This is a genomic window from Pseudomonas chlororaphis (assembly GCA_001023535.1).
Taxonomy (GTDB): domain Bacteria; phylum Pseudomonadota; class Gammaproteobacteria; order Pseudomonadales; family Pseudomonadaceae; genus Aquipseudomonas; species Aquipseudomonas chlororaphis_E.
In genome coordinates, this window is the sequence record CP011020.1 from 3,893,673 (window position 1) to 3,912,842 (window position 19,170).

Here is a 19,170-nt window from a genome sequence, read left to right on the forward strand (position 1 = left end):
GAGGCCCGACCTGTCCAACATCTCCATCGACTAACACACCGCTTTCGCGAGCAAGCTCGCTCCCACAAGGGATCTACGGTGAACACACATCCTGTGCCCACCCACGATCAACCTGTGGGAGCGGGCTTGCCCGCGAAGAGGCCCGGCCTGTCCAACATCTCCATCGACTGACCCACCGCCTTCGCGAGCAAGCTCGCTCCCACAAGGGATCTACGGTGAACACACATCCTGTGCCCACCAACGATCAACCTGTGGGAGCGGGCTTGCCCGCGAAGAGGCCCGGCCTGTCCAACATCTCCATCGACTGACACACCGCTTTCGCGAGCAAGCTCGCTCCCACAGGAGACCTTTGGTGAACCTGAATCCGCGAACACTCAGGAGCCTGCTGTGCTTAGTCGGTCGCCGCTTCTACCCCCACATTGAACTGCAACGCCGCCAACCGCGCATACAGCGCGTTGCTGGCGACCAGTTCCTGGTGGGTTCCCACGGCAACGACCTTGCCCTGATCCATCACTGCGATCCGGTCGGCGTTCTTGACCGTGGCCAGGCGGTGGGCGATGACCAGGGTGGTGCGGTTTTTCATCAGGCTCGGCAGGGCTTGCTGGATCAGGTGTTCACTTTGCGCATCGAGGGCGCTGGTGGCTTCGTCCAGCAGCAGGATCGGCGCATCCACCAGCAGCGCCCGGGCGATGGCCAGGCGCTGGCGCTGACCGCCGGATAACCCCAGGCCACCGTCGCCCAAGTGAGTTTGATAGCCGTCGGGCATTTTCTCGATAAAATCGTGGGCGTGGGCGATCTGCGCGGCTTCGCGCACCTGCTCGGACGTCGCCTGTGGATTGCCGTAACGTATATTTTCTTCAACCGTGCCAAAAAACAGCGCCGGGTTTTGCGAAACCAGGGCGAAATGGCGGCGCAGGTCCAGGGGGTCGAGTCGGGTCAGCGGCACATTGTCGATGAGAATCTGCCCCTGCGCCGGGTCGTAGAAGCGCAGCAACAGGTCATACACCGTCGACTTGCCCGCCCCGGAAGGCCCGACCAGGGCCAGTGTCTCGCCAGCCTGGACGGTCAGGTCAAGGCCATCGACCGCATAGCTGTCCGGCCGGGACGGGTAGGAAAAACGCACGCCCTCAAGGCGCAGATCGCCTCGGACCCGTTCCGGCAGCGTCACCAGACCGGTGCTCGGCGGCTGGATGATGTTCTCCGAACGCAGCAACTCGGCGATACGCTCCGCCGCGCCAGCCGCCCGTTGCAACTCGCCGATCACCTCGCTCAGGGTTCCGAAGGCACTGCCGACGATCAGGCTGTAGAACACGAAGGCCGCCAGTTCGCCACCAGAGATACGCCCGGCGATCACGTCCATGCCGCCCACCCACAACATCACACCCACTGCCCCCAGGACCAGTACGATCACCAGGGTGATCAGCCAGGACCGCTGGACGATACGTTTGCGTGCGGTATCGAAAGCCTGCTCCACTGTGACGGAAAAACGTTGCTCATCCTGGACCTGGTGGTTGTAGGCCTGCACGGTCTTGATCTGGCCAAGGGTTTCGGAAACATAGCTGCCAACGTCGGCGATGCGGTCCTGGCTCTGGCGCGAGAGGCTGCGCACCCGGCGACCGAACAGCAGGATCGGTGCCAGCACCAACGGCAGCGCGATCACCACGATGCTGGTCAGCTTGGGGTTGGTGACGAACAGCAGCACGATGCCACCCACCACCATCAAGGCGTTGCGCAGGAACAAGGACAGCGACGAGCCGATCACCGACTGCAGCAACGTGGTGTCGGCGGTCAGGCGCGACTGGATTTCCGAACTGCGGTTGTTTTCGTAGAAGCCCGGGTGCAGGTATACCAAATGGTTGAAGACCTGCCGGCGGATGTCGGCCACCACCCGCTCGCCGATCCACGACACCAGATAGAAACGGGCAAAGGTGCCCATCGCCAGCGCGATCACCAACACCATGAACAGGGCGATGGACTGATTGAGCAGGTGCGGTGATCGGGTCATGAAGCCCTGGTCCACCAGCAATCGGATGCCTTGCCCCATGGACAGGGTGATGCCGGCAGTGACAACGAGTGCCAACAATGCGCCAGCCACTTGCTTGCGATAAGGCGCGATGAAGCCGCTGGCCAGGCGTATGGCACGGCGATGTTGGGAAGAAAGCATCAGAAACGTCCGATAAAGGGAAAAAGGCCGCCAACGGCATCGAAAAACAAGGGAACCAAGTTGAATCAGAATGAGTCCGGTTGAATATGACCGCAACGACTAGCGGCTAGATGTTATCGGTCTAAAGTCTGGCTGGAAACGCGACTGTGTTTCTGGTTGAGTACAGGTGTCGCCATGAACCCACAAGGAGTGTCATGGCTCGGTCACCTGGCGACATTACAGTAGGCACACAACCTGATGAGGAGACAGGCCATGTCCTTGCAACACAGCAGCGACGACAAGATCCAAGTAATCCGCACGCAACCGGACCAGTCCCTGGGCTGTTCGTTCATCGATGCCCAAGGGCGCGAAGTACCGATCACCGAGGACATGATCCAGAAGGCTTGCAGCGAACTGGAAAAACGACTGGTCAAACCTGCCGAACAAAAGTGATACAGCCCGTCTTCGCCTGAACCCGACCTTGGTGTCGGGTTTTTTGTGCCTGATTACAACAGGGTGGCACCCAGCGCGGTCACGATCTGTTGCAAGGCCGGCGACTGTCCTTCGATAGCCACGTTCAAGCTGTCGATCTCCCGGCGCGGCGGATAGTGCTTGCGCAACGCATCGAAGGCGCTGCGCTGCTCACTGACCGTGCCCACCAGGCTGCGGCGAAAATCCGCATCGTCGCGGCGCGGGTCGTACACACCGCGGCACAGCGCGGCGAGGGCCCAGGCGGGGTCGGTGTCGGCATCCAGGGTGACACCGCCCAGCCAGGGCCGGGGCAGCAGGTCGCTCAGGCTGACGGCCACCGGTTGTTGCAGGAAATCGCACAAGGCCTGGTAGATCTGCGCCGTGCCGCGCTGGCGGCCATCGAGACTGTAGCCGGCAATGTGCGGGGTGGCGATGACGCACAGGTCGGCCAGGTCCACGTCCACGGTCGGCTCCTGCTCCCAGACGTCCAGCACCGCTTGCAGGTCTTCGCGCTCCAGCAGCACCTCGCGCAACGCCGCATTGTCGATCACCGGGCCACGGGCGGCATTGATGAGCCAGGTCCCGGGCTTGAGCCGGTTCAAACGCGCTTCGTCGAACAGGTGCCAGGTCGGTTGCTCGCCGTCACGGGTCAGCGGCGTGTGCAGGCTGATGACATCGCACTGCTCGATGATCTGCTCCAGGCTGACATAGTCACCGCCCTCGGCGACCTGGCGCGGTGGATCGCAGACCTTCACGGTCCAGCCCAGCCCCTGGAGCACTTTGATCAAGCGCCCACCCACCTGGCCCGCGCCGACCACGCCGAAAGTCCGTTGCTCAAGGTTCGCGCCCTCGATTTCAGCCAGGGCCATGAGGCTGCCCAGCACGTAGTCCACCACGCCCCGGGCATTGCAGCCCGGGGCACTGGCCCAGCGGATCCCGGCTTCGGCGAAATACTCCAGGTCCAGGTGATCGGTGCCGATGGTGCACGTGCCCACGAAGCGCACCTGGCTGCCCTCCAGCAGCGCCCGATTGACCTGGCTGACCGATCGCACCAGCAGCACATCGGCCTGCTCGACCATCGCCCGATCGATCCCCCGCCCGGCCACTCGGCGGATTTCACCGAAACCTTGAAAAAATGCATCGAGCAGGGGGATGTTTTCGTCGGCGACGATCAGCATGGCGAAGCTCCTGTGGCGGGGTGGGCAGTGTAGGCGCTCCGGTAGGTCTGCGCATTACCAAGAGCGAATGATGTTGTGGCGAGGGGATTTATCCCCGCTCGACTGCAAAGCAGTCGCAATGATAGCAAGGGGTGCTACGCACCCAACGGGGATAAATCCCCTCGCCACAAAAACTCACGCGCCGAGTGCATGATTACAAATCCCTAACACAGGTTTTTTCCTGACCACTGCGTCAACGCGTAGAATTCGCCGCCTTGCGCTTATTCTTTCGGACGCTTCGCCTGTGAAACCTGTGATCGACACACCCGCCCTCCTCTCCCGCCCGGCCCGGGTCCGCCTGGAGTTCAAGACACTGCTGGCCCTGGCATTGCCGATCATGGTGGCGCAACTGGCGACCACCGCCATGGGCTTCGTCGATGCGGTGATGGCCGGCCGTGTCGGCCCGCGGGACCTGGCGGCGGTGGCGCTGGGCAATTCGATCTGGGTGCCGGTGTTCCTGTTGATGACCGGTACGTTGCTGGCCACCACCCCGAAAGTCGCCCAGCGCTTTGGCGCCGGCGCGTTTGGCGACATCGGCCCGCTGGTGCGCCAGGCACTGTGGCTGGCGCTGGTGGTGGGGCTGATCGCCACGCTGGCGCTGTTCAGCGCCGAGCCGATCCTGCACATCATGAAGGTCGACCCCGAACTGATCGGCCCGTGCATGGAGTACCTGCGCGGCATCGGTACCGGCCTTCCGGCGGTGGCGCTGTATCACGTACTGCGCTGCTTCAGCGATGGCCTGGGACGCACCCGGCCAGCGATGGTGCTGGGGTTGTGCGGGCTGGCACTGAACATTCCGCTCAACTACATCTTCATTTATGGGCACCTGGGCGTGCCGGCCATGGGCGGCGTCGGTTGCGGCTGGGCCACGGCCATCGTGATGTGGGTCATGGCCCTGGGCATGGCCGGTTGGGCCCGGTGGGCGCCGGCCTATCAATCGAGCCATCTGTTCAGCCGTTTCGACTGGCCGCAGTGGGCCGTCATCCAGCGCCTGCTCGGCATCGGCCTGCCGATTGGTATCGCAGTATTCGCCGAGTCGAGTATTTTCGCGGTGATTGCATTGTTGATCGGCAGCCTTGGCGCCACCGTGGTCGCCGGGCACCAGATTGCCCTGAACTTCAGCTCCCTGGTGTTCATGATCCCCTACTCCTTGGGCATGGCCGTGACGGTTCGGGTCGGTCAGGCACTGGGACGCGCCCAGCCCCGTGAAGCGCGCTTCGCCGCGGGCGTGGGCATGGGCACCGCGCTGGCGTATGCATGCCTGTCGGCGAGCCTGATGTTCGCCCTGCGCGGCCCCATCGCCGCGATCTATACCGCCGACCCGGTGGTGATCGAGGTCGCGTCGATGCTGATCGTCTACGCGGCCCTGTTCCAGTTTTCCGACGCGATCCAGGTGACGGCGGCGGGCGCGCTGCGTGGCTATCAGGACACGCGGGTGACGATGATCCTGACGTTGTTTGCCTATTGGGGCATCGGCCTGCCGGTGGGCTATGCCCTCGGCCTCACCGACTGGCTCGGCGCGGCCAGCGGCCCGAGCGGGTTGTGGCAGGGTTTGATCGTAGGCTTGAGCTGCGCGGCGCTGATGCTGTCGATCCGCCTGGCACGCAGCGCACGCCAGCAGATTCGCATCAGCCGTACGCGAGGCTAGGCGAGTTTCTTGCGGATCCAGTAGCGGTAGGTGCCATCCACTTCGTCCTGGCCCACCAGTTCGTGGTCGAGAAACACACAGAACTTGGGGATGTCGCGGCGCGTCGAGGGATCGGTGGCGATCACTTTCAGCAGCCCGCCAGGCACCAGGTCGCGGATGTGTTGGTGCAGCATCATCACCGGCTCGGGGCAATTGAGGCCGGTGGCATCCAGCGTGCCGTCGACCGGTGTGTCGTTCATTTCACTCATGTTCTACTCCAGATACTGACCGGCATTGTCGCGCAATGCCGGGGCTCTTAACAAATGCGCCTAGCCACAGACCCGTCCTAGCGGGACTTGGGCTTGCCGGTGTCCAACCGCCGCAAATGACAGGTCACTTCCTCGCGGTCGTGGTACAGCTGCTTGCAGCCGATCTCGACCTTGATGCCGCGGGCCTTGAAGCCCTCGGCGATGCGTTCGAGCAGGCGCTTGACTTCGGCATAGCGCTGTTTCATCGGCAACTTGAGGTTGACCACCGCCTCGCGACAGTGCCCGTCGCCAATCCACTCTTCCAGCATCGCCGCGTTGCGCGCCGGTTTCTCGACGATGTCGCAGACCATCCAGTCCACCGGCTGCTTGGGCTTGAAGGTGAAGCCATCCGCCATCAGGTGCTGCACCAGGCCAGTCTCCATCAGGCTCTCGGCCATCGGACCATTGTCGATGGCCGTGACCAGCATGCCGCGGTTGACCAACTGCCAGGTCCAACCGCCCGGCGCCGCGCCCAGGTCCACCCCGGTCATGTCGCTGTGCAGGCGCTCGTCCCACTCCTGGCGAGGAATGAAATGGTGCCAGGCCTCTTCGAGCTTGAGGGTGGAACGACTCGGCGCCTCTCGGGGAAACTTCAGGCGCGGGATGCCCATCGGCCACATCGCCGAATTATCGGCCGGCGCCTGCCCCAGGAACACTTCGCGGCCACTCTTGAAGGTCAGCAACAGGCGAGGCTTGTGCGGGTCGTCCACCAGCCTGCCGGCGGCGGTCAGCGCCTTGCGCAGCGGGCCTTCGAATTTCTTGCAGAAGTTCGACAGTTCCTTACCATCGTTGGTGTCGACCACCTCCAGCCACAAGCTGCCACAGACGGGGAACTGCGCCATGTGCGCCAGGATCACGCTGATGCGATCGGTTTCCGGCAGCTCGATAAAGGTGCCGCGGGCCCACTGACGCGGAAAAATCAGCTCGGCGAAACGCAGGCCGCGCATCAGGCGCTCGGCGCCGTCCTCCTCGGTGCAGACAAATTCGGCACAGGCACTGGCCGGCTTGGCCTTGGCGTAGCCGGCCACGTTGAGCCGGGCCGCGTGTTCGGCGATCTCGGAGCAGACCTCGCCCTCGAAGCCGGGCCGGCAGTGCATGAAAAGCGTGTTCATTGAAACTCCGTAGCAAAGCCTGTCACGAAAACCGCCGCATGATAGCGGACTTCGGAACCCCGAACCTGTCCATAGAGTCCAGTGATTAGTCATACGCTCGAAACAGGGCTAGGTTAAAGGCTCTGTCCGTCCCCGTCAGTCCGTAGCCGTGCGGACTCAAAGGAGTGATTTCAATGCCGTCCCTCGATAGCCTGAAAACCCTTAAAACATTGCAAGTCGACGCCAGGACTTACCACTATTTCAGTCTCCCGGACGCTGCCCGCAGCCTCGGCGACCTGGACAAGCTGCCCATGTCCCTGAAGGTGCTGCTGGAAAACCTGTTGCGCTGGGAAGATGAAAAAACTGTCACCGGCGCCGACCTCAAGGCCCTGGCCGGGTGGCTCAAGGACCGTCGTTCCGACCGCGAGATCCAGTACCGCCCCGCACGGGTGTTGATGCAAGACTTCACCGGCGTCCCGGCGGTGGTTGACCTGGCGGCCATGCGCGCCGCCGTCGAACAGGCCGGCGGCGACCCGCAGCGGATCAACCCGCTGTCACCGGTGGACCTGGTGATCGACCACTCGGTGATGGTCGATCGCTTCGCCAGCCGCGACGCATTCGAACAGAACGTCGACATCGAGATGCAGCGCAACGGCGAACGCTACGCCTTCCTGCGTTGGGGCCAGAGCGCCTTCGATAATTTCAGCGTGGTGCCGCCGGGCACCGGCATTTGCCACCAGGTCAACCTCGAGTACCTGGGCCGCACCGTGTGGACCCGCGAAGAAGACGGCCGCACCTATGCCTTTCCAGACACCCTGGTGGGCACCGACTCCCACACCACCATGATCAATGGCCTCGGTGTACTGGGCTGGGGCGTCGGCGGAATCGAGGCCGAGGCGGCGATGCTGGGCCAACCGGTGTCGATGCTGATCCCCGAAGTGATCGGCTTCAAGCTCACCGGCAAGCTGCGCGAAGGCATCACCGCCACCGACCTGGTGCTGACGGTCACGCAGATGCTGCGCAAGAAAGGGGTGGTGGGCAAGTTCGTCGAATTCTATGGCGACGGCCTCGCCGACCTGCCCCTGGCCGACCGCGCCACCATCGCCAACATGGCCCCGGAATACGGTGCCACGTGCGGTTTCTTCCCGGTGGACGACGTCACCCTGGATTATTTGCGCCTGTCCGGCCGGCCGACGGAAACCGTGAAACTGGTGGAAGCCTACTGCAAGGCCCAGGGCCTGTGGCGCCTGCCCGGCCTGGAGCCGGTATTCACCGACACCCTGGCCCTGGACATGGGCAGCGTCGAGGCCAGCCTCGCCGGGCCGAAACGCCCCCAGGACCGGGTCTCGCTGCCTAACGTCGGCCAGGCCTTCAGCGACTTCCTGGGCCTGCAGGTCAAACCCACCAGCAAGGAAGAAGGTCGCCTGGAAAGTGAGGGCGGTGGCGGTGTCGCGGTGGGCAACGCCGATCAGGTCGGCGAAGCCGAGTATGAGTTCGAAGGCCATACCCATCGGCTGAAAAACGGCGCGGTGGTGATCGCCGCCATCACGTCCTGCACCAATACGTCCAACCCCAGCGTGATGATGGCCGCCGGGCTGCTGGCCAAGAAAGCCGTTGAAAAAGGCCTGACGCGCAAGCCCTGGGTCAAGAGCTCCCTGGCGCCCGGCTCCAAGGTCGTCACCGACTACTACAAGGCCGCCGGCCTGACCGAGTACCTGGACCAGCTCGGCTTTGCCCTGGTGGGCTACGGTTGCACCACCTGCATCGGCAACTCCGGGCCGCTGCCGGACCCGATCGAGAAAGCCATCCAAAAAGCCGACCTGACCGTGGCGTCGGTCTTGTCGGGCAACCGCAACTTCGAAGGCCGGGTGCATCCACTGGTGAAGACCAACTGGCTGGCCTCGCCGCCCCTGGTGGTCGCCTACGCCCTGGCGGGCACCGTGCGCATCGACATCAGCAGCGAGCCGCTGGGGAACGACCAGCACGGCAAGCCGGTGTACCTGCGGGACATCTGGCCCAGCAGCCAGGAAGTGGCCGAGGCCGTGGCCAAGGTCAACACCAGCATGTTCCACAAGGAATACGCCGCCGTGTTTGCCGGTGACGAGCAGTGGCAGGCCATCGAGGTGCCACAGGCGGCAACCTACGTCTGGCAGGACGACTCGACCTACATCCAGCACCCACCGTTCTTCGACGGTATTGGCGGGCCACCACCGGCCATCAGGAACGTCGAAGGCGCCCGGGTCCTGGCGCTGCTCGGGGACTCGGTCACCACCGACCACATCTCCCCGGCCGGCAACATCAAGACCGACAGCCCCGCCGGTCGCTACCTGCGCGAACAGGGCGTGGAACCGCGGGACTTCAACTCCTACGGCTCAAGGCGCGGCAACCACCAGGTGATGATGCGCGGCACCTTCGCCAATATCCGCATACGCAATGAAATGCTCGACGGCGAAGAAGGCGGCAACACGATCTATATACCCAGCGGCGAAAAAATGCCGATCTACGACGCCGCCATGCTGTACCAGGCCACGGGCACGCCACTGGTGGTGATCGCCGGCCAGGAGTACGGCACCGGTTCGAGCCGGGACTGGGCGGCCAAGGGCACCAACCTGCTGGGGGTCAAGGCGGTGATCGCCGAAAGCTTCGAGCGCATCCACCGCTCCAATCTGGTGGGCATGGGCGTGCTGCCGTTGCAGTTCAAGCTCGACCAGAACCGCAAGCGCCTGAACCTCACGGGCAAGGAAACCCTGGACATCCTTGGCCTGGATGGCGTCGAGCTGACCCCGCGGATGAACCTGCCCCTGGTGATCACCCGCGAGGACGGTCGCCAGGAGCGGATCGAGGTGTTGTGCCGGATCGATACACTCAATGAAGTGGAGTACTTCAAGGCCGGCGGGATCCTGCACTACGTGCTGCGGCAGTTGATCGCCAGTTGAACGCAATCTCTTGTGGGAGCGAGCAAGCTCGCTCCCACAAGGCTTTCCCCCCGAATGAACGGTTCAATCGCCGTTTTTGTATCGACCTGCTTATAATCCCCTCCCCACTGACGCTCACGGAACGGTGTCAGCCGCGAGGTGCCCGCGCGCGTCCATGAGTCGGCGTGGACACCCTTTGTGCTCTTTGCGTGACATGGCAGCGTCGTAGACGCGGCGACCACGTTCGCCCAAAGCGCCACCGCCTAAAAGGATGTTATATGCCTGCTCTTCCCTGGCCCTACCTGGCCCTTCTCTCTCTTGGCTATGCCTTGGCCCTGGTCTACGGGCATTTGGCGTGGACGGCCGCCATTACGCTGGTATTGCTACTGTTCGCCGGTTATGCCGTTCGCCAGCAAGCGATGCCGGTCGGCCGGTTTCTCGGGCACGTCCTGTTCCTGGTGATGGCCCTCGCGTTGGCGATGCATTGGATGCCTGGTTTTTTCAATGGCCGGGTGATCCCTCCACAGCGCCTGACTGACGACGCCGCGCGATTCGCGCTGTACTTGAACCAGGACAAACCCCTGATCGGCTTTTGGCTGCTACTGGCCTGCCCGTGGGTCGTCGGCCGGCGCTCGCTGCGCCTGTCGGTCTTCGCCACGGCCCTGGGCCTGGGTCTGAGCGCGGTCCTTGCGTTGGGCGGGGCACTGCTGCTGGGCATGATCCACTGGGCGCCGAAATGGCCGGACCAGGCGTGGATCTGGCTGGCCAATAATCTTTTACTGGTGACATTGGTGGAGGAAGCGCTGTTTCGTGGCTACATTCAGGGAGGCCTGAGCCGGCGTTTCAAACATCTGGCCTATGGCGACAGCCTGGCCTTGCTCCTGGCCTCGCTGGTATTCGGCCTGGTGCATGCCGGCGCTGGCTGGCAATGGGTGTTGCTGTCGGGCCTGGCGGGGATCGGTTATGGCCTGGCGTACCGTTTCGGTGGCCTGGGCGCGGCAATCGCCACGCATTTTGCCCTCAACCTGCTTCATTTCGCCCTATTTACCTACCCGATGCTGGCGTGATAGCGACAGGCAAAAATAACTTCAACTTAAACCTGACGACGCCGACAACCTTTCAAAGCCTTGCGGATCTACACACCATGCGTAATAACCAACCCATTACACAACGCGAAAGGACCTTCCCGGCCCAGCAACGATTGATTTCCACCACCGACGCCAAAGGTGTGATCACCTACTGCAACGACGCATTCGTCGAAATCAGCGGGTTTTCCAAGGAGGAACTGATTCGTTCACCGCACAACCTGGTACGCCATCCCGACGTTCCTTCCGCCGTGTTCGCCCATATGTGGGGCACGCTGAAACAAGGCTTGCCATGGATGGGCATCGTCAAGAATCGCTGCAAAAGCGGCGACCATTACTGGGTCAACGCCTACGTCACGCCTATATTCGAAGGCAACCAGGTGATCGGCTACGAGTCGGTACGGGTCAAGCCGACCGCCGAGCAGATCACCCGGGCCGAGGCGCTGTATCGCCGCATCAACCAGGGCAAGCCCGCGGTTCCACGCAGCGACAAGTGGCTGCCCATGCTGCAGGACTGGCTGCCGTTCATCCTGGTCAGCCAGTTGAGCTTCGTCGTCGGCGCGTTCCTCAACTCCCACTGGGGCTTCGCCCTCGCGGCGGTGCTGTCGGTGCCGTTGGGCCTGATGGGGCTGCAATGGCAGCAACGCGGGATCAAACGCCTGCTGCGCCTGGCCGAACAGACCACTTCCGACCCGCTGATCGCCCAGATGTACACCGACAGCCGGGGCGCCCAGGCACGCCTGGAGATGTCGATCCTCAGCCAGGAAGCGCGCCTGAAAACCTGCCTGACCCGGCTGCAGGACACCGCCGAGCACCTCAACGATCAGGCTCGCCAGTCCAACTCCCTGGCCCACGACAGCTCCAGTGGCCTGGAGCGCCAGCGAGTGGAAACCGAGCAGGTGGCCACGGCGGTGAACCAGATGGCGGCGACCACTCAGGAAGTCGCCAGCCATGTACAGCGCACCGCCGATGCGACCCAGGAGGCCAATCGCCTGACCGGTCGCGGCCGCGACATTGCCGGGGAAACCCGCGAGGCCATCGAGCGACTGTCGGTTGTCGTGGGTGAAACGGGCCAGACCGTGACCCAACTGGCCAAGGACAGCGACGAGATCGGCGGCGTGGTAGACGTGATCAAAGGCATCGCCGACCAGACCAACCTGCTGGCCCTGAACGCCGCCATCGAAGCGGCCCGTGCCGGTGAGATGGGCCGCGGTTTTGCCGTGGTGGCCGACGAAGTGCGGCAACTGGCGCAGCGCACCAGCGAATCCACCGGGCAGATCCACGCCCTGATCGCCAAGCTCCAGCAGACCGCCACCAACGCCGTGCAAACCATGGACGCCGGCCATCGCCAGGCCGAAGAGGGTGTGGCGCGGGTCATGGAAGCGGACCAGGCATTGGTGGGCATCAGCGAAGCGGTGGCCAACATCACCGACATGACCACCCAGATCGCCGCAGCGACCGAGGAGCAAAGCTCGGTGGCCGAGGAGATCAGCCGCAACATCAGCAACATCTCGGAACTGGCCGACCAGACTTCGGGGCAGGCTCACAGCTCGGCGCTGCTGAGCGAAGAACTGACCCGCACGGCCAATACCCAGTACTCGCTGGTGGAACGGTTCAACCGCTGACAGGGCTTAGCGGGATAAAAAACCGGGAAGACAGTGCTTCCCGGTTTTTTTTGCCCATTTAAAAGAGTTGCAGCGTTACAAACCTTCGCGTGAAAACTGCCTTCCTCTGTGGGAGCGGGCTTGCCCGCGAAGAGGCCCCGCCAGACACGCTCAACGGCGAAGAAGAAACCCAGCCACCGCCTGCGCCGCCGTCTCCAAATGCTGCCCATGACTGAACCCCGAAGCCTTCAACGGCTTGAGGTCATGATCCCCCGCCTCCAGCCACACCACCTCGATACTGGCTGACAACGCATACCCCGCCACCGCCTCGCGATTGCCCAATGCGTCGCGCTCGCCCTGGATGATCAGCGTTGGGGCCTTCAATTCGGCCAGATGCTCGACCCGCGGCTTCTCCGGTTTGCCCGGCGCATAGAACGGATACCCGAGGCACACCAGCGCGTCGCACCCCAGTTCGTCAGCCAACAGGCTCGCCATCCGCCCGCCCATGGATTTGCCGCCAATCGCCAGTCGACCCGCGACATAAGGCCGCACGGTGGCGTACACCTCGCGCCAGCATTCCAACAATTTCGGTGCCGGGTTGGGGGGGCGCTTGCCGCCGTCCAGGCGTCGTTGGGCCATGTAGGGAAACTCGAAGCGCAACACGTTGACGCCCTGCGCAGCAAGACGTGCGGCCATGTCGTCCATGAAACCGCTGTCCATCGGCGCACCCGCACCATGGGCCAGGATCAGGGTCGGCGGATCGCCGTCGTCCACCGGTTGTGCCGGCGTCCACAGCCAACCGTGTTGGGCCACGCACCGCGCCCATTGATCCCCGTCAATACTGGCCTTGTGCTGTTTGTCCATGCTTGCCTCGCTTTTAGTCTGCCTATAACTCCAGGCGAAGCACGCCGCCCTGCCTTGCGCAGGCGCTCACTTCGGCTGAACCGTGGATGGGGAACCATGAACACTTCTATCAGTACCGCCTACAACTACAAGGTGGTCCGCCAATTCGCCATTATGACGGTGGTGTGGGGCATCGTCGGCATGGGGCTCGGGGTTTTTCTCGCCGCCCAATTGGTCTGGCCACAGCTCAACTTCGATTTGCCCTGGACCAGCTTCGGTCGCCTGCGTCCGCTGCACACCAACGCGGTGATCTTCGCCTTCGGTGGCTGCGCGCTGTTCGCCAGTTCGTTCTATTCGGTGCAGCGCACCTGCCAGACCCAGCTGTTTGCGCCGAAAATCGCCGCTTTCTGCTTCTGGGGCTGGCAACTGGTGATTCTGCTGGCGGCCATCAGCCTGCCGCTGGGCTACACCAGTTCCAAGGAATACGCCGAGCTGGAATGGCCGATCGACATCCTGATCACCATTGTCTGGGTCGCCTACGCCATCGTCTTCTTCGGCACCGTGGCCAAGCGCAACACCAAGCACATCTACGTCGGCAACTGGTTCTTCGGCGGGTTCATCCTGACCGTGGCGATCCTGCACATCGTCAACAACCTGGAACTGCCGGTGAGCTTCACCAAGTCCTACTCGGTGTACGCCGGGGCCACGGACGCGATGGTGCAATGGTGGTACGGGCACAACGCCGTAGGCTTCTTCCTCACGGCCGGGTTCCTGGGGATGATGTACTACTTCGTGCCGAAACAGGCCGAACGTCCGGTGTATTCCTATCGCCTGTCCATCGTTCACTTCTGGGCGCTGATCACCCTGTACATCTGGGCGGGTCCTCACCACCTGCACTACACCGCGCTGCCGGACTGGGCGCAGTCGCTGGGCATGGTGATGTCGCTGATCCTGCTGGCACCGAGCTGGGGTGGCATGATCAACGGCATGATGACCCTCTCGGGCGCCTGGCATAAGTTGCGCAGCGACCCGATCCTGCGGTTCCTGGTGGTGTCCCTGGCGTTCTACGGCATGTCGACCTTCGAGGGCCCGATGATGGCCATCAAGACCGTCAACGCCCTCTCCCACTACACCGACTGGACCATCGGCCACGTACACGCCGGCGCACTCGGCTGGGTGGCGATGATTTCCATCGGCGCGCTGTATCACATGATCCCGAAAGTCTTCGGCCGGCCACAGATGCACAGCATCGGCCTGATCAACGCGCACTTCTGGCTCGCGACCATCGGCACCGTGCTCTACATCGCCTCGATGTGGGTCAACGGCATCGCCCAGGGCCTGATGTGGCGCGCGGTGAACGAGGACGGCACGCTCACCTACTCCTTCGTCGAGACGCTGGTGGCCAGCCACCCGGGCTTCATCGTACGGCTGGTGGGCGGGGCAGTCTTCCTCACCGGCATGCTGCTGATGGCCTACAACACCTGGCGCACCGTGCGGGCTTACCAGCCTGCCGAAGCCGCCGCTGCCGCGCAGATGGCCTGAGGAGTCCGCCATGAAACACGAAACAATCGAAAAAAACGTCGGCCTGCTGATGCTGCTGATGGTGCTGGCCGTGAGCATCGGCGGCCTGACCCAGATCGTGCCGCTGTTCTTCCAGGACGTGACCAACAAGCCGGTGGATGGCATGAAGCCCTACACCGCCCTGCAACTGGAAGGCCGTGACATCTACATCCGCGAAGGCTGCGTCGGCTGCCATTCGCAGATGATCCGTCCGTTCCGCGCCGAAACCGAGCGCTACGGCCACTACTCGGTCGCCGGTGAAAGCGTCTGGGACCACCCGTTCCTGTGGGGTTCCAAGCGTACCGGCCCGGACCTGGCCCGCGTCGGCGCACGCTACTCCGACGACTGGCACCGTGCGCACCTGTACAACCCGCGCAACGTGGTGCCCGAGTCGAAGATGCCGGCCTACCCATGGCTGGTGACCCAGGCCGTGGACAGCAGCCACACCGAGACCAAGCTGCGGGCCATGCGCACCCTGGGTGTGCCGTACACCGACGATGACATCACAGGCGCCGTGGCCTCGCTCAAGGGCAAGACCGAAATGGACGCCCTGGTGGCCTACCTGCAAGTGCTCGGCACTGCCATCAAGAGCAAGAGGTGAGCCCCATGTTTCTTGAAATGAGCACTGGAATGATCCGCGGCCTGGGCACGATCGTGGTCTTCGTCGCCTTCATCGGCCTGCTCCTGTGGGCGTTCAGCAGCAAGCGCGGCCCGGAATTCGCCCAGGCGCGCCTGCTGCCGTTCGCCGACGAGCCACCCGCCGATACCGCCAATCCCCAAGACCCTGCAACAAGGAGTACCCGGCCATGACCACCTTCTGGAGTACGTGGATCTGCGTACTGACCCTCGGCAGCCTGATCGGCCTGACCTGGCTGCTGATCGGTACCCGCAAGGGCGAGACCAAGGGCAGCGTCGACCAGACCATGGGCCACAGCTTCGACGGCATCGAGGAGTACGACAACCCGCTGCCGCAATGGTGGTTCCTGTTGTTCGCCGGCACCCTGGTGTTTTCCGTCGGCTACCTGGTCCTGTATCCGGGCCTGGGCAACTGGAAAGGCATCCTGCCCGGCTACGAGAATGGCTGGACCGGTGCCCACGAATGGGAAAAGGAAATGGCCAAGGCCGACGCCAAGTTCGGGCCGATCTTCGCCAAGTTCGCCGCGATGCCCGTGGAAGAAGTCGCCAAGGACCCACAAGCCCTGAAAATGGGCGCCCGCCTGTTCGCCTCCAACTGCTCGGTCTGCCACGGCTCGGACGCCAAGGGCGCCTTCGGCTTCCCGAACCTGGCCGACAACAACTGGCGCTGGGGCGGCGCGGCCGACACCATCAAGACCACCATCATGGGTGGCCGCATGGCGGCGATGCCGGCCTGGGGCGAGGTGCTTGGGGACGCCGGGGTCAAGAACGTCGCGGCGTACGTGCGCCATGACCTGGCCGGCCTGCCGTTGCCAGCGGACAGCGGCGCCGACCTGCAAGCCGGCCAGCAGGCCTTCAACACCACCTGCGTCGCCTGCCACGGCGCCAACGGCCAGGGCACCGAAGCCATGGGCGCGCCTAACCTGACGCAACCGGCCGGTTTCATCTACGGCACCAGCCTGGCCCAGTTGCAACAGACCATTCGCCATGGTCGCCAGGGCCATATGCCGGCGCAGAATGAAATGCTCGGCAATGACAAGGTGCAACTGCTTGCCGCTTACGTTTACAGCCTTTCCAAAAGTGATACGCAGTTGAGCGGCAAGCCGCAGGCTGCAAGCCTCAAGTAACAGCAAAAGCAAAAGCTGCAAGCGACGCGTGCTCGCTTGCAGCTTGCAGCTCGAAACGCGTAGCTGCTTCTATTTGTCGCACCCTCCCAAGGTCTTTCTTTCGGTTCCTGCGAATCGGGTCTAAGCTTGCCTCTGCGTGCATTGGCGACTGCCTGTTTCAGGTCGACCCGACCCGATGTGTCCGACAATCGTTCGACAAGAAAAGCCGCAAAGGCAGGGAATACCGGCTGTTGCGACAATTGCCCGGCATCCCTCGAACGCAGCGTTTGAACACACCCCGTTACAACCGACCTGAACCCCTCGCCGCTTTCCTTTGTCGCGACATTTTTCCGTGGGCCGATTTTGTCCCTACACGGAACATGGAAAGGCCGCAGAATCAGCGTCGGAAAGCATTGACCCAGGTCATGGCGCGTTGCAATGACCCCCCGCTTTCTCCATACTTGCGACCGATTTTTATCCTAATAAAACACCCAAACCGTGGAACCTTAGAATGAGCACAGCAATCAGTCCGACTGCTTATAACTATAAGGTAGTCCGCCAGTTCGCCATCATGACGGTGGTCTGGGGGATCCTTGGCATGGGGCTCGGTGTCTTCATCGCCTCGCAACTGGTCTGGCCGGAGTTGAACTTCGATCTGCCATGGACGACATTTGGACGCCTGCGCCCGCTGCACACCAACCTGGTGATCTTCGCCTTCGGTGGATGTGCGTTGTTTGCCACTTCTTACTACGTCGTGCAGCGAACCTGCCAAACGCGACTGATCTCCGACAGCCTCGCCGCCTTCACCTTCTGGGGTTGGCAAGCGGTCATCGTCGGCGCGATCGTGACCTTGCCAATGGGTTTCACCACCACCAAGGAATACGCGGAACTGGAATGGCCCCTGGCTATTCTGCTGGCCATTGTCTGGGTGACCTACGGTCTGGTGTTCTTCGGCACCATCGTCAAGCGCAAGACCAAGCACATCTATGTCGGTAACTGGTTCTACGGTGCCTTCATCGTCGTGACGGCCATGCTGCACATCGTCAACCACATGTCGTTGCCGGTCAGCCTGTTCAAGTCGTACTCGGCCTACTCGGGCGCGACCGACGCGATGATCCAGTGGTGGTACGGCCACAACGCCGTGGGCTTCTTCCTGACCACCGGCTTTTTGGGGATGATGTACTACTTCGTGCCGAAACAGGCCGAGCGTCCGATCTATTCCTATCGCCTGTCCATCGTCCACTTCTGGGCGCTGATCACCCTGTACATCTGGGCCGGTCCGCACCACCTGCACTACACCGCGCTGCCGGACTGGGCGCAGTCCCTGGGCATGGCGATGTCGATCATCCTGCTGGCACCCAGCTGGGGCGGCATGATCAACGGCATGATGACCCTGTCGGGCGCCTGGCATAAATTGCGCACCGACCCGATCCTGCGGTTCCTGGTGGTGTCCCTGGCGTTCTACGGCATGTCGACCTTCGAAGGCCCGATGATGGCCATCAAGACCGTCAACTCCCTGTCCCACTACACCGACTGGACCATCGGCCACGTACACGCCGGTGCGCTCGGCTGGGTGGCGATGATTTCCATTGGCGCCATCTACCACATGATCCCGAAACTGTTCGGTCGCGCGCAGATGCACAGCACCGGCCTGATCAACGCGCACTTCTGGCTCGCCACCATCGGTACCGTGCTCTACATCGCCTCGATGTGGGTCAACGGCATCACCCAGGGCCTGATGTGGCGTGCGATCAACGACGACGGCACTCTGACCTACTCGTTCGTCGAAGCGCTGCAGGCCAGCCATCCTGGCTACATCGTGCGTGCCCTGGGCGGCGCGTTCTTCGCCAGCGGCATGCTGTTGATGGCCTACAACGTGTACCGCACCGTTCGTGCCTCTGACCCGGCTGAAGCTGAAGCCGCCGCCAAGATCGCCGTAGTTGGAGCTCACTGATGAAGCACGAAGCAGTAGAGAAGAATATCGGCCTGCTGGCCTTCTTCATGGTCATCGCCGTGAGCATCGGCGGCCTGACCCAGATCGTTCCGCTGTTCTTCCAGGACGTCACCAACAAGCCGGTCGAAGGCATGAAGCCGCGCACCGCCCTTGAACTGGAAGGCCGCGACATCTACATCGCCAACGGCTGTGTCGGCTGCCACTCGCAGATGATCCGTCCGTTCCGCGCCGAAACCGAACGCTACGGCCACTACTCGGTCGCCGGCGAAAGCGTCTGGGATCACCCGTTCCTGTGGGGTTCCAAGCGTACCGGTCCGGATCTGGCCCGCGTTGGCGGCCGCTACTCCGACGACTGGCACCGTGCGCACTTGTACAACCCGCGCAACGTCGTGCCGGAATCGAAGATGCCGGCCTACCCGTTCCTCGTAGAAAACAAGCTCGACGGCAAAGACACCGCGAAAAAAATGGAAGTCCTGCGCACCCTGGGCGTGCCTTACACCGACGAAGACATCGCCGGTGCCAAGGATGCCGTCAAGGGCAAGACTGAAATGGACGCGCTGGTGGCCTATCTGCAAGGCCTGGGCACCATCATCAAAAGCAAACGGTGATT

16 protein-coding genes are annotated in these 19,170 nt (G+C 62.9%); 11 read left to right on the forward strand and 5 right to left on the reverse strand.

Translation table 11 applies throughout. The features are described 5' to 3' along the window. Positions 1-391 precede the first annotated feature (391 nt). Complete coding sequence (locus VM99_17220; GenBank protein AKJ99725.1) at positions 392-2,164, reverse strand: ABC transporter ATP-binding protein; 1,773 nt, start codon at positions 2,162-2,164, stop codon at positions 392-394. Between the two features lie 252 nt (positions 2,165-2,416). Here VM99_17220 and VM99_17225 point away from each other — a divergent pair, with 252 nt between their 5' ends. Continuing rightward, positions 2,417-2,596 carry a multifunctional fatty acid oxidation complex subunit alpha gene (locus VM99_17225; GenBank protein AKJ99726.1) on the forward strand — a complete coding sequence of 60 codons (180 nt, stop codon included), beginning with the start codon at positions 2,417-2,419 and terminating at the stop codon, positions 2,594-2,596. 53 nt (positions 2,597-2,649) lie between these two features. Here VM99_17225 and VM99_17230 read toward each other — a convergent pair whose 3' ends face one another. Beyond that, entirely contained in the window at positions 2,650-3,792 is a 1,143-nt protein-coding gene (locus tag VM99_17230; protein ID AKJ99727.1) for an erythronate-4-phosphate dehydrogenase, read from the reverse strand. Positions 3,793-4,075: 283 nt separating this feature from the next. On the opposite strand from VM99_17230, the gene VM99_17235 reads away from it, so the two are divergent. Further along, entirely contained in the window at positions 4,076-5,479 is a 1,404-nt protein-coding gene (locus tag VM99_17235; protein ID AKJ99728.1) for a multidrug transporter, read from the forward strand. Here the strand turns inward: VM99_17235 and VM99_17240 are convergent. Continuing rightward, positions 5,476-5,727 (reverse strand): sulfurtransferase, encoded by a 252-nt coding sequence (locus tag VM99_17240; GenBank protein ID AKJ99729.1) that lies wholly within the window; start codon positions 5,725-5,727, stop codon positions 5,476-5,478. The genes VM99_17235 and VM99_17240 overlap by 4 nt on opposite strands. Positions 5,728-5,804: 77 nt before the next feature. Next, the gene (locus tag VM99_17245; protein AKJ99730.1) at positions 5,805-6,878 is read right to left on the reverse strand and encodes a 23S rRNA methyltransferase; all 1,074 of its coding nucleotides are present in this window, start codon (positions 6,876-6,878) and stop codon (positions 5,805-5,807) included. 173 nt (positions 6,879-7,051) lie between these two features. Here VM99_17245 and VM99_17250 point away from each other — a divergent pair, with 173 nt between their 5' ends. The 3 genes from VM99_17250 (at position 7,052) to VM99_17260 (ending at position 12,482) form a co-directional block, all read left to right on the forward strand. Beyond that, on the forward strand, positions 7,052-9,793 hold the full coding sequence (locus VM99_17250) for an aconitate hydratase (GenBank protein ID AKJ99731.1): 2,742 nt from the start codon (positions 7,052-7,054) through the stop codon (positions 9,791-9,793). 257 nt (positions 9,794-10,050) lie between these two features. Then, positions 10,051-10,839 carry a CAAX protease gene (locus VM99_17255; protein ID AKJ99732.1) on the forward strand — a complete coding sequence of 263 codons (789 nt, stop codon included), beginning with the start codon at positions 10,051-10,053 and terminating at the stop codon, positions 10,837-10,839. 77 nt (positions 10,840-10,916) lie between these two features. Next, positions 10,917-12,482 (forward strand): chemotaxis protein, encoded by a 1,566-nt coding sequence (locus VM99_17260; GenBank protein ID AKJ99733.1) that lies wholly within the window; start codon positions 10,917-10,919, stop codon positions 12,480-12,482. Positions 12,483-12,632: 150 nt separating this feature from the next. Here VM99_17260 and VM99_17265 read toward each other — a convergent pair whose 3' ends face one another. Beyond that, positions 12,633-13,325, reverse strand: coding sequence for an alpha/beta hydrolase (locus tag VM99_17265; protein ID AKJ99734.1), 693 nt, complete (start codon positions 13,323-13,325; stop codon positions 12,633-12,635). Between the two features lie 96 nt (positions 13,326-13,421). Between VM99_17265 and VM99_17270 the strand changes: the two genes are divergently transcribed. The 6 genes from VM99_17270 (at position 13,422) to VM99_17295 (ending at position 19,168) form a co-directional block, all read left to right on the forward strand. After that, on the forward strand, positions 13,422-14,846 hold the full coding sequence (locus VM99_17270; protein AKJ99735.1) for a cbb3-type cytochrome c oxidase subunit I: 1,425 nt from the start codon (positions 13,422-13,424) through the stop codon (positions 14,844-14,846). A gap of 10 nt (positions 14,847-14,856) precedes the next feature. Then, positions 14,857-15,465, forward strand: coding sequence for a cbb3-type cytochrome c oxidase subunit II (locus VM99_17275; protein AKJ99736.1), 609 nt, complete (start codon positions 14,857-14,859; stop codon positions 15,463-15,465). Between the two features lie 5 nt (positions 15,466-15,470). After that, a complete protein-coding gene (locus VM99_17280) occupies positions 15,471-15,674 on the forward strand; it encodes a cytochrome C oxidase (protein ID AKJ99737.1) in 204 nt (67 codons plus the stop codon). Beyond that, positions 15,671-16,627, forward strand: coding sequence for a cytochrome Cbb3 (locus VM99_17285; protein AKJ99738.1), 957 nt, complete (start codon positions 15,671-15,673; stop codon positions 16,625-16,627). Before VM99_17280 ends, VM99_17285 begins: the two co-directional genes overlap by 4 nt. Before the next feature lie 490 nt (positions 16,628-17,117). Then, positions 17,118-18,560: a cbb3-type cytochrome c oxidase subunit I gene (locus VM99_17290; GenBank protein ID AKJ99739.1), complete on the forward strand. Its 1,443-nt coding sequence runs from the start codon at positions 17,118-17,120 to the stop codon at positions 18,558-18,560. After that, positions 18,560-19,168, forward strand: coding sequence for a cbb3-type cytochrome c oxidase subunit II (locus VM99_17295; GenBank protein AKJ99740.1), 609 nt, complete (start codon positions 18,560-18,562; stop codon positions 19,166-19,168). The genes VM99_17290 and VM99_17295 overlap by 1 nt, the downstream gene beginning before the upstream one ends. The last annotated feature ends 2 nt before the right edge of the window (positions 19,169-19,170 follow it).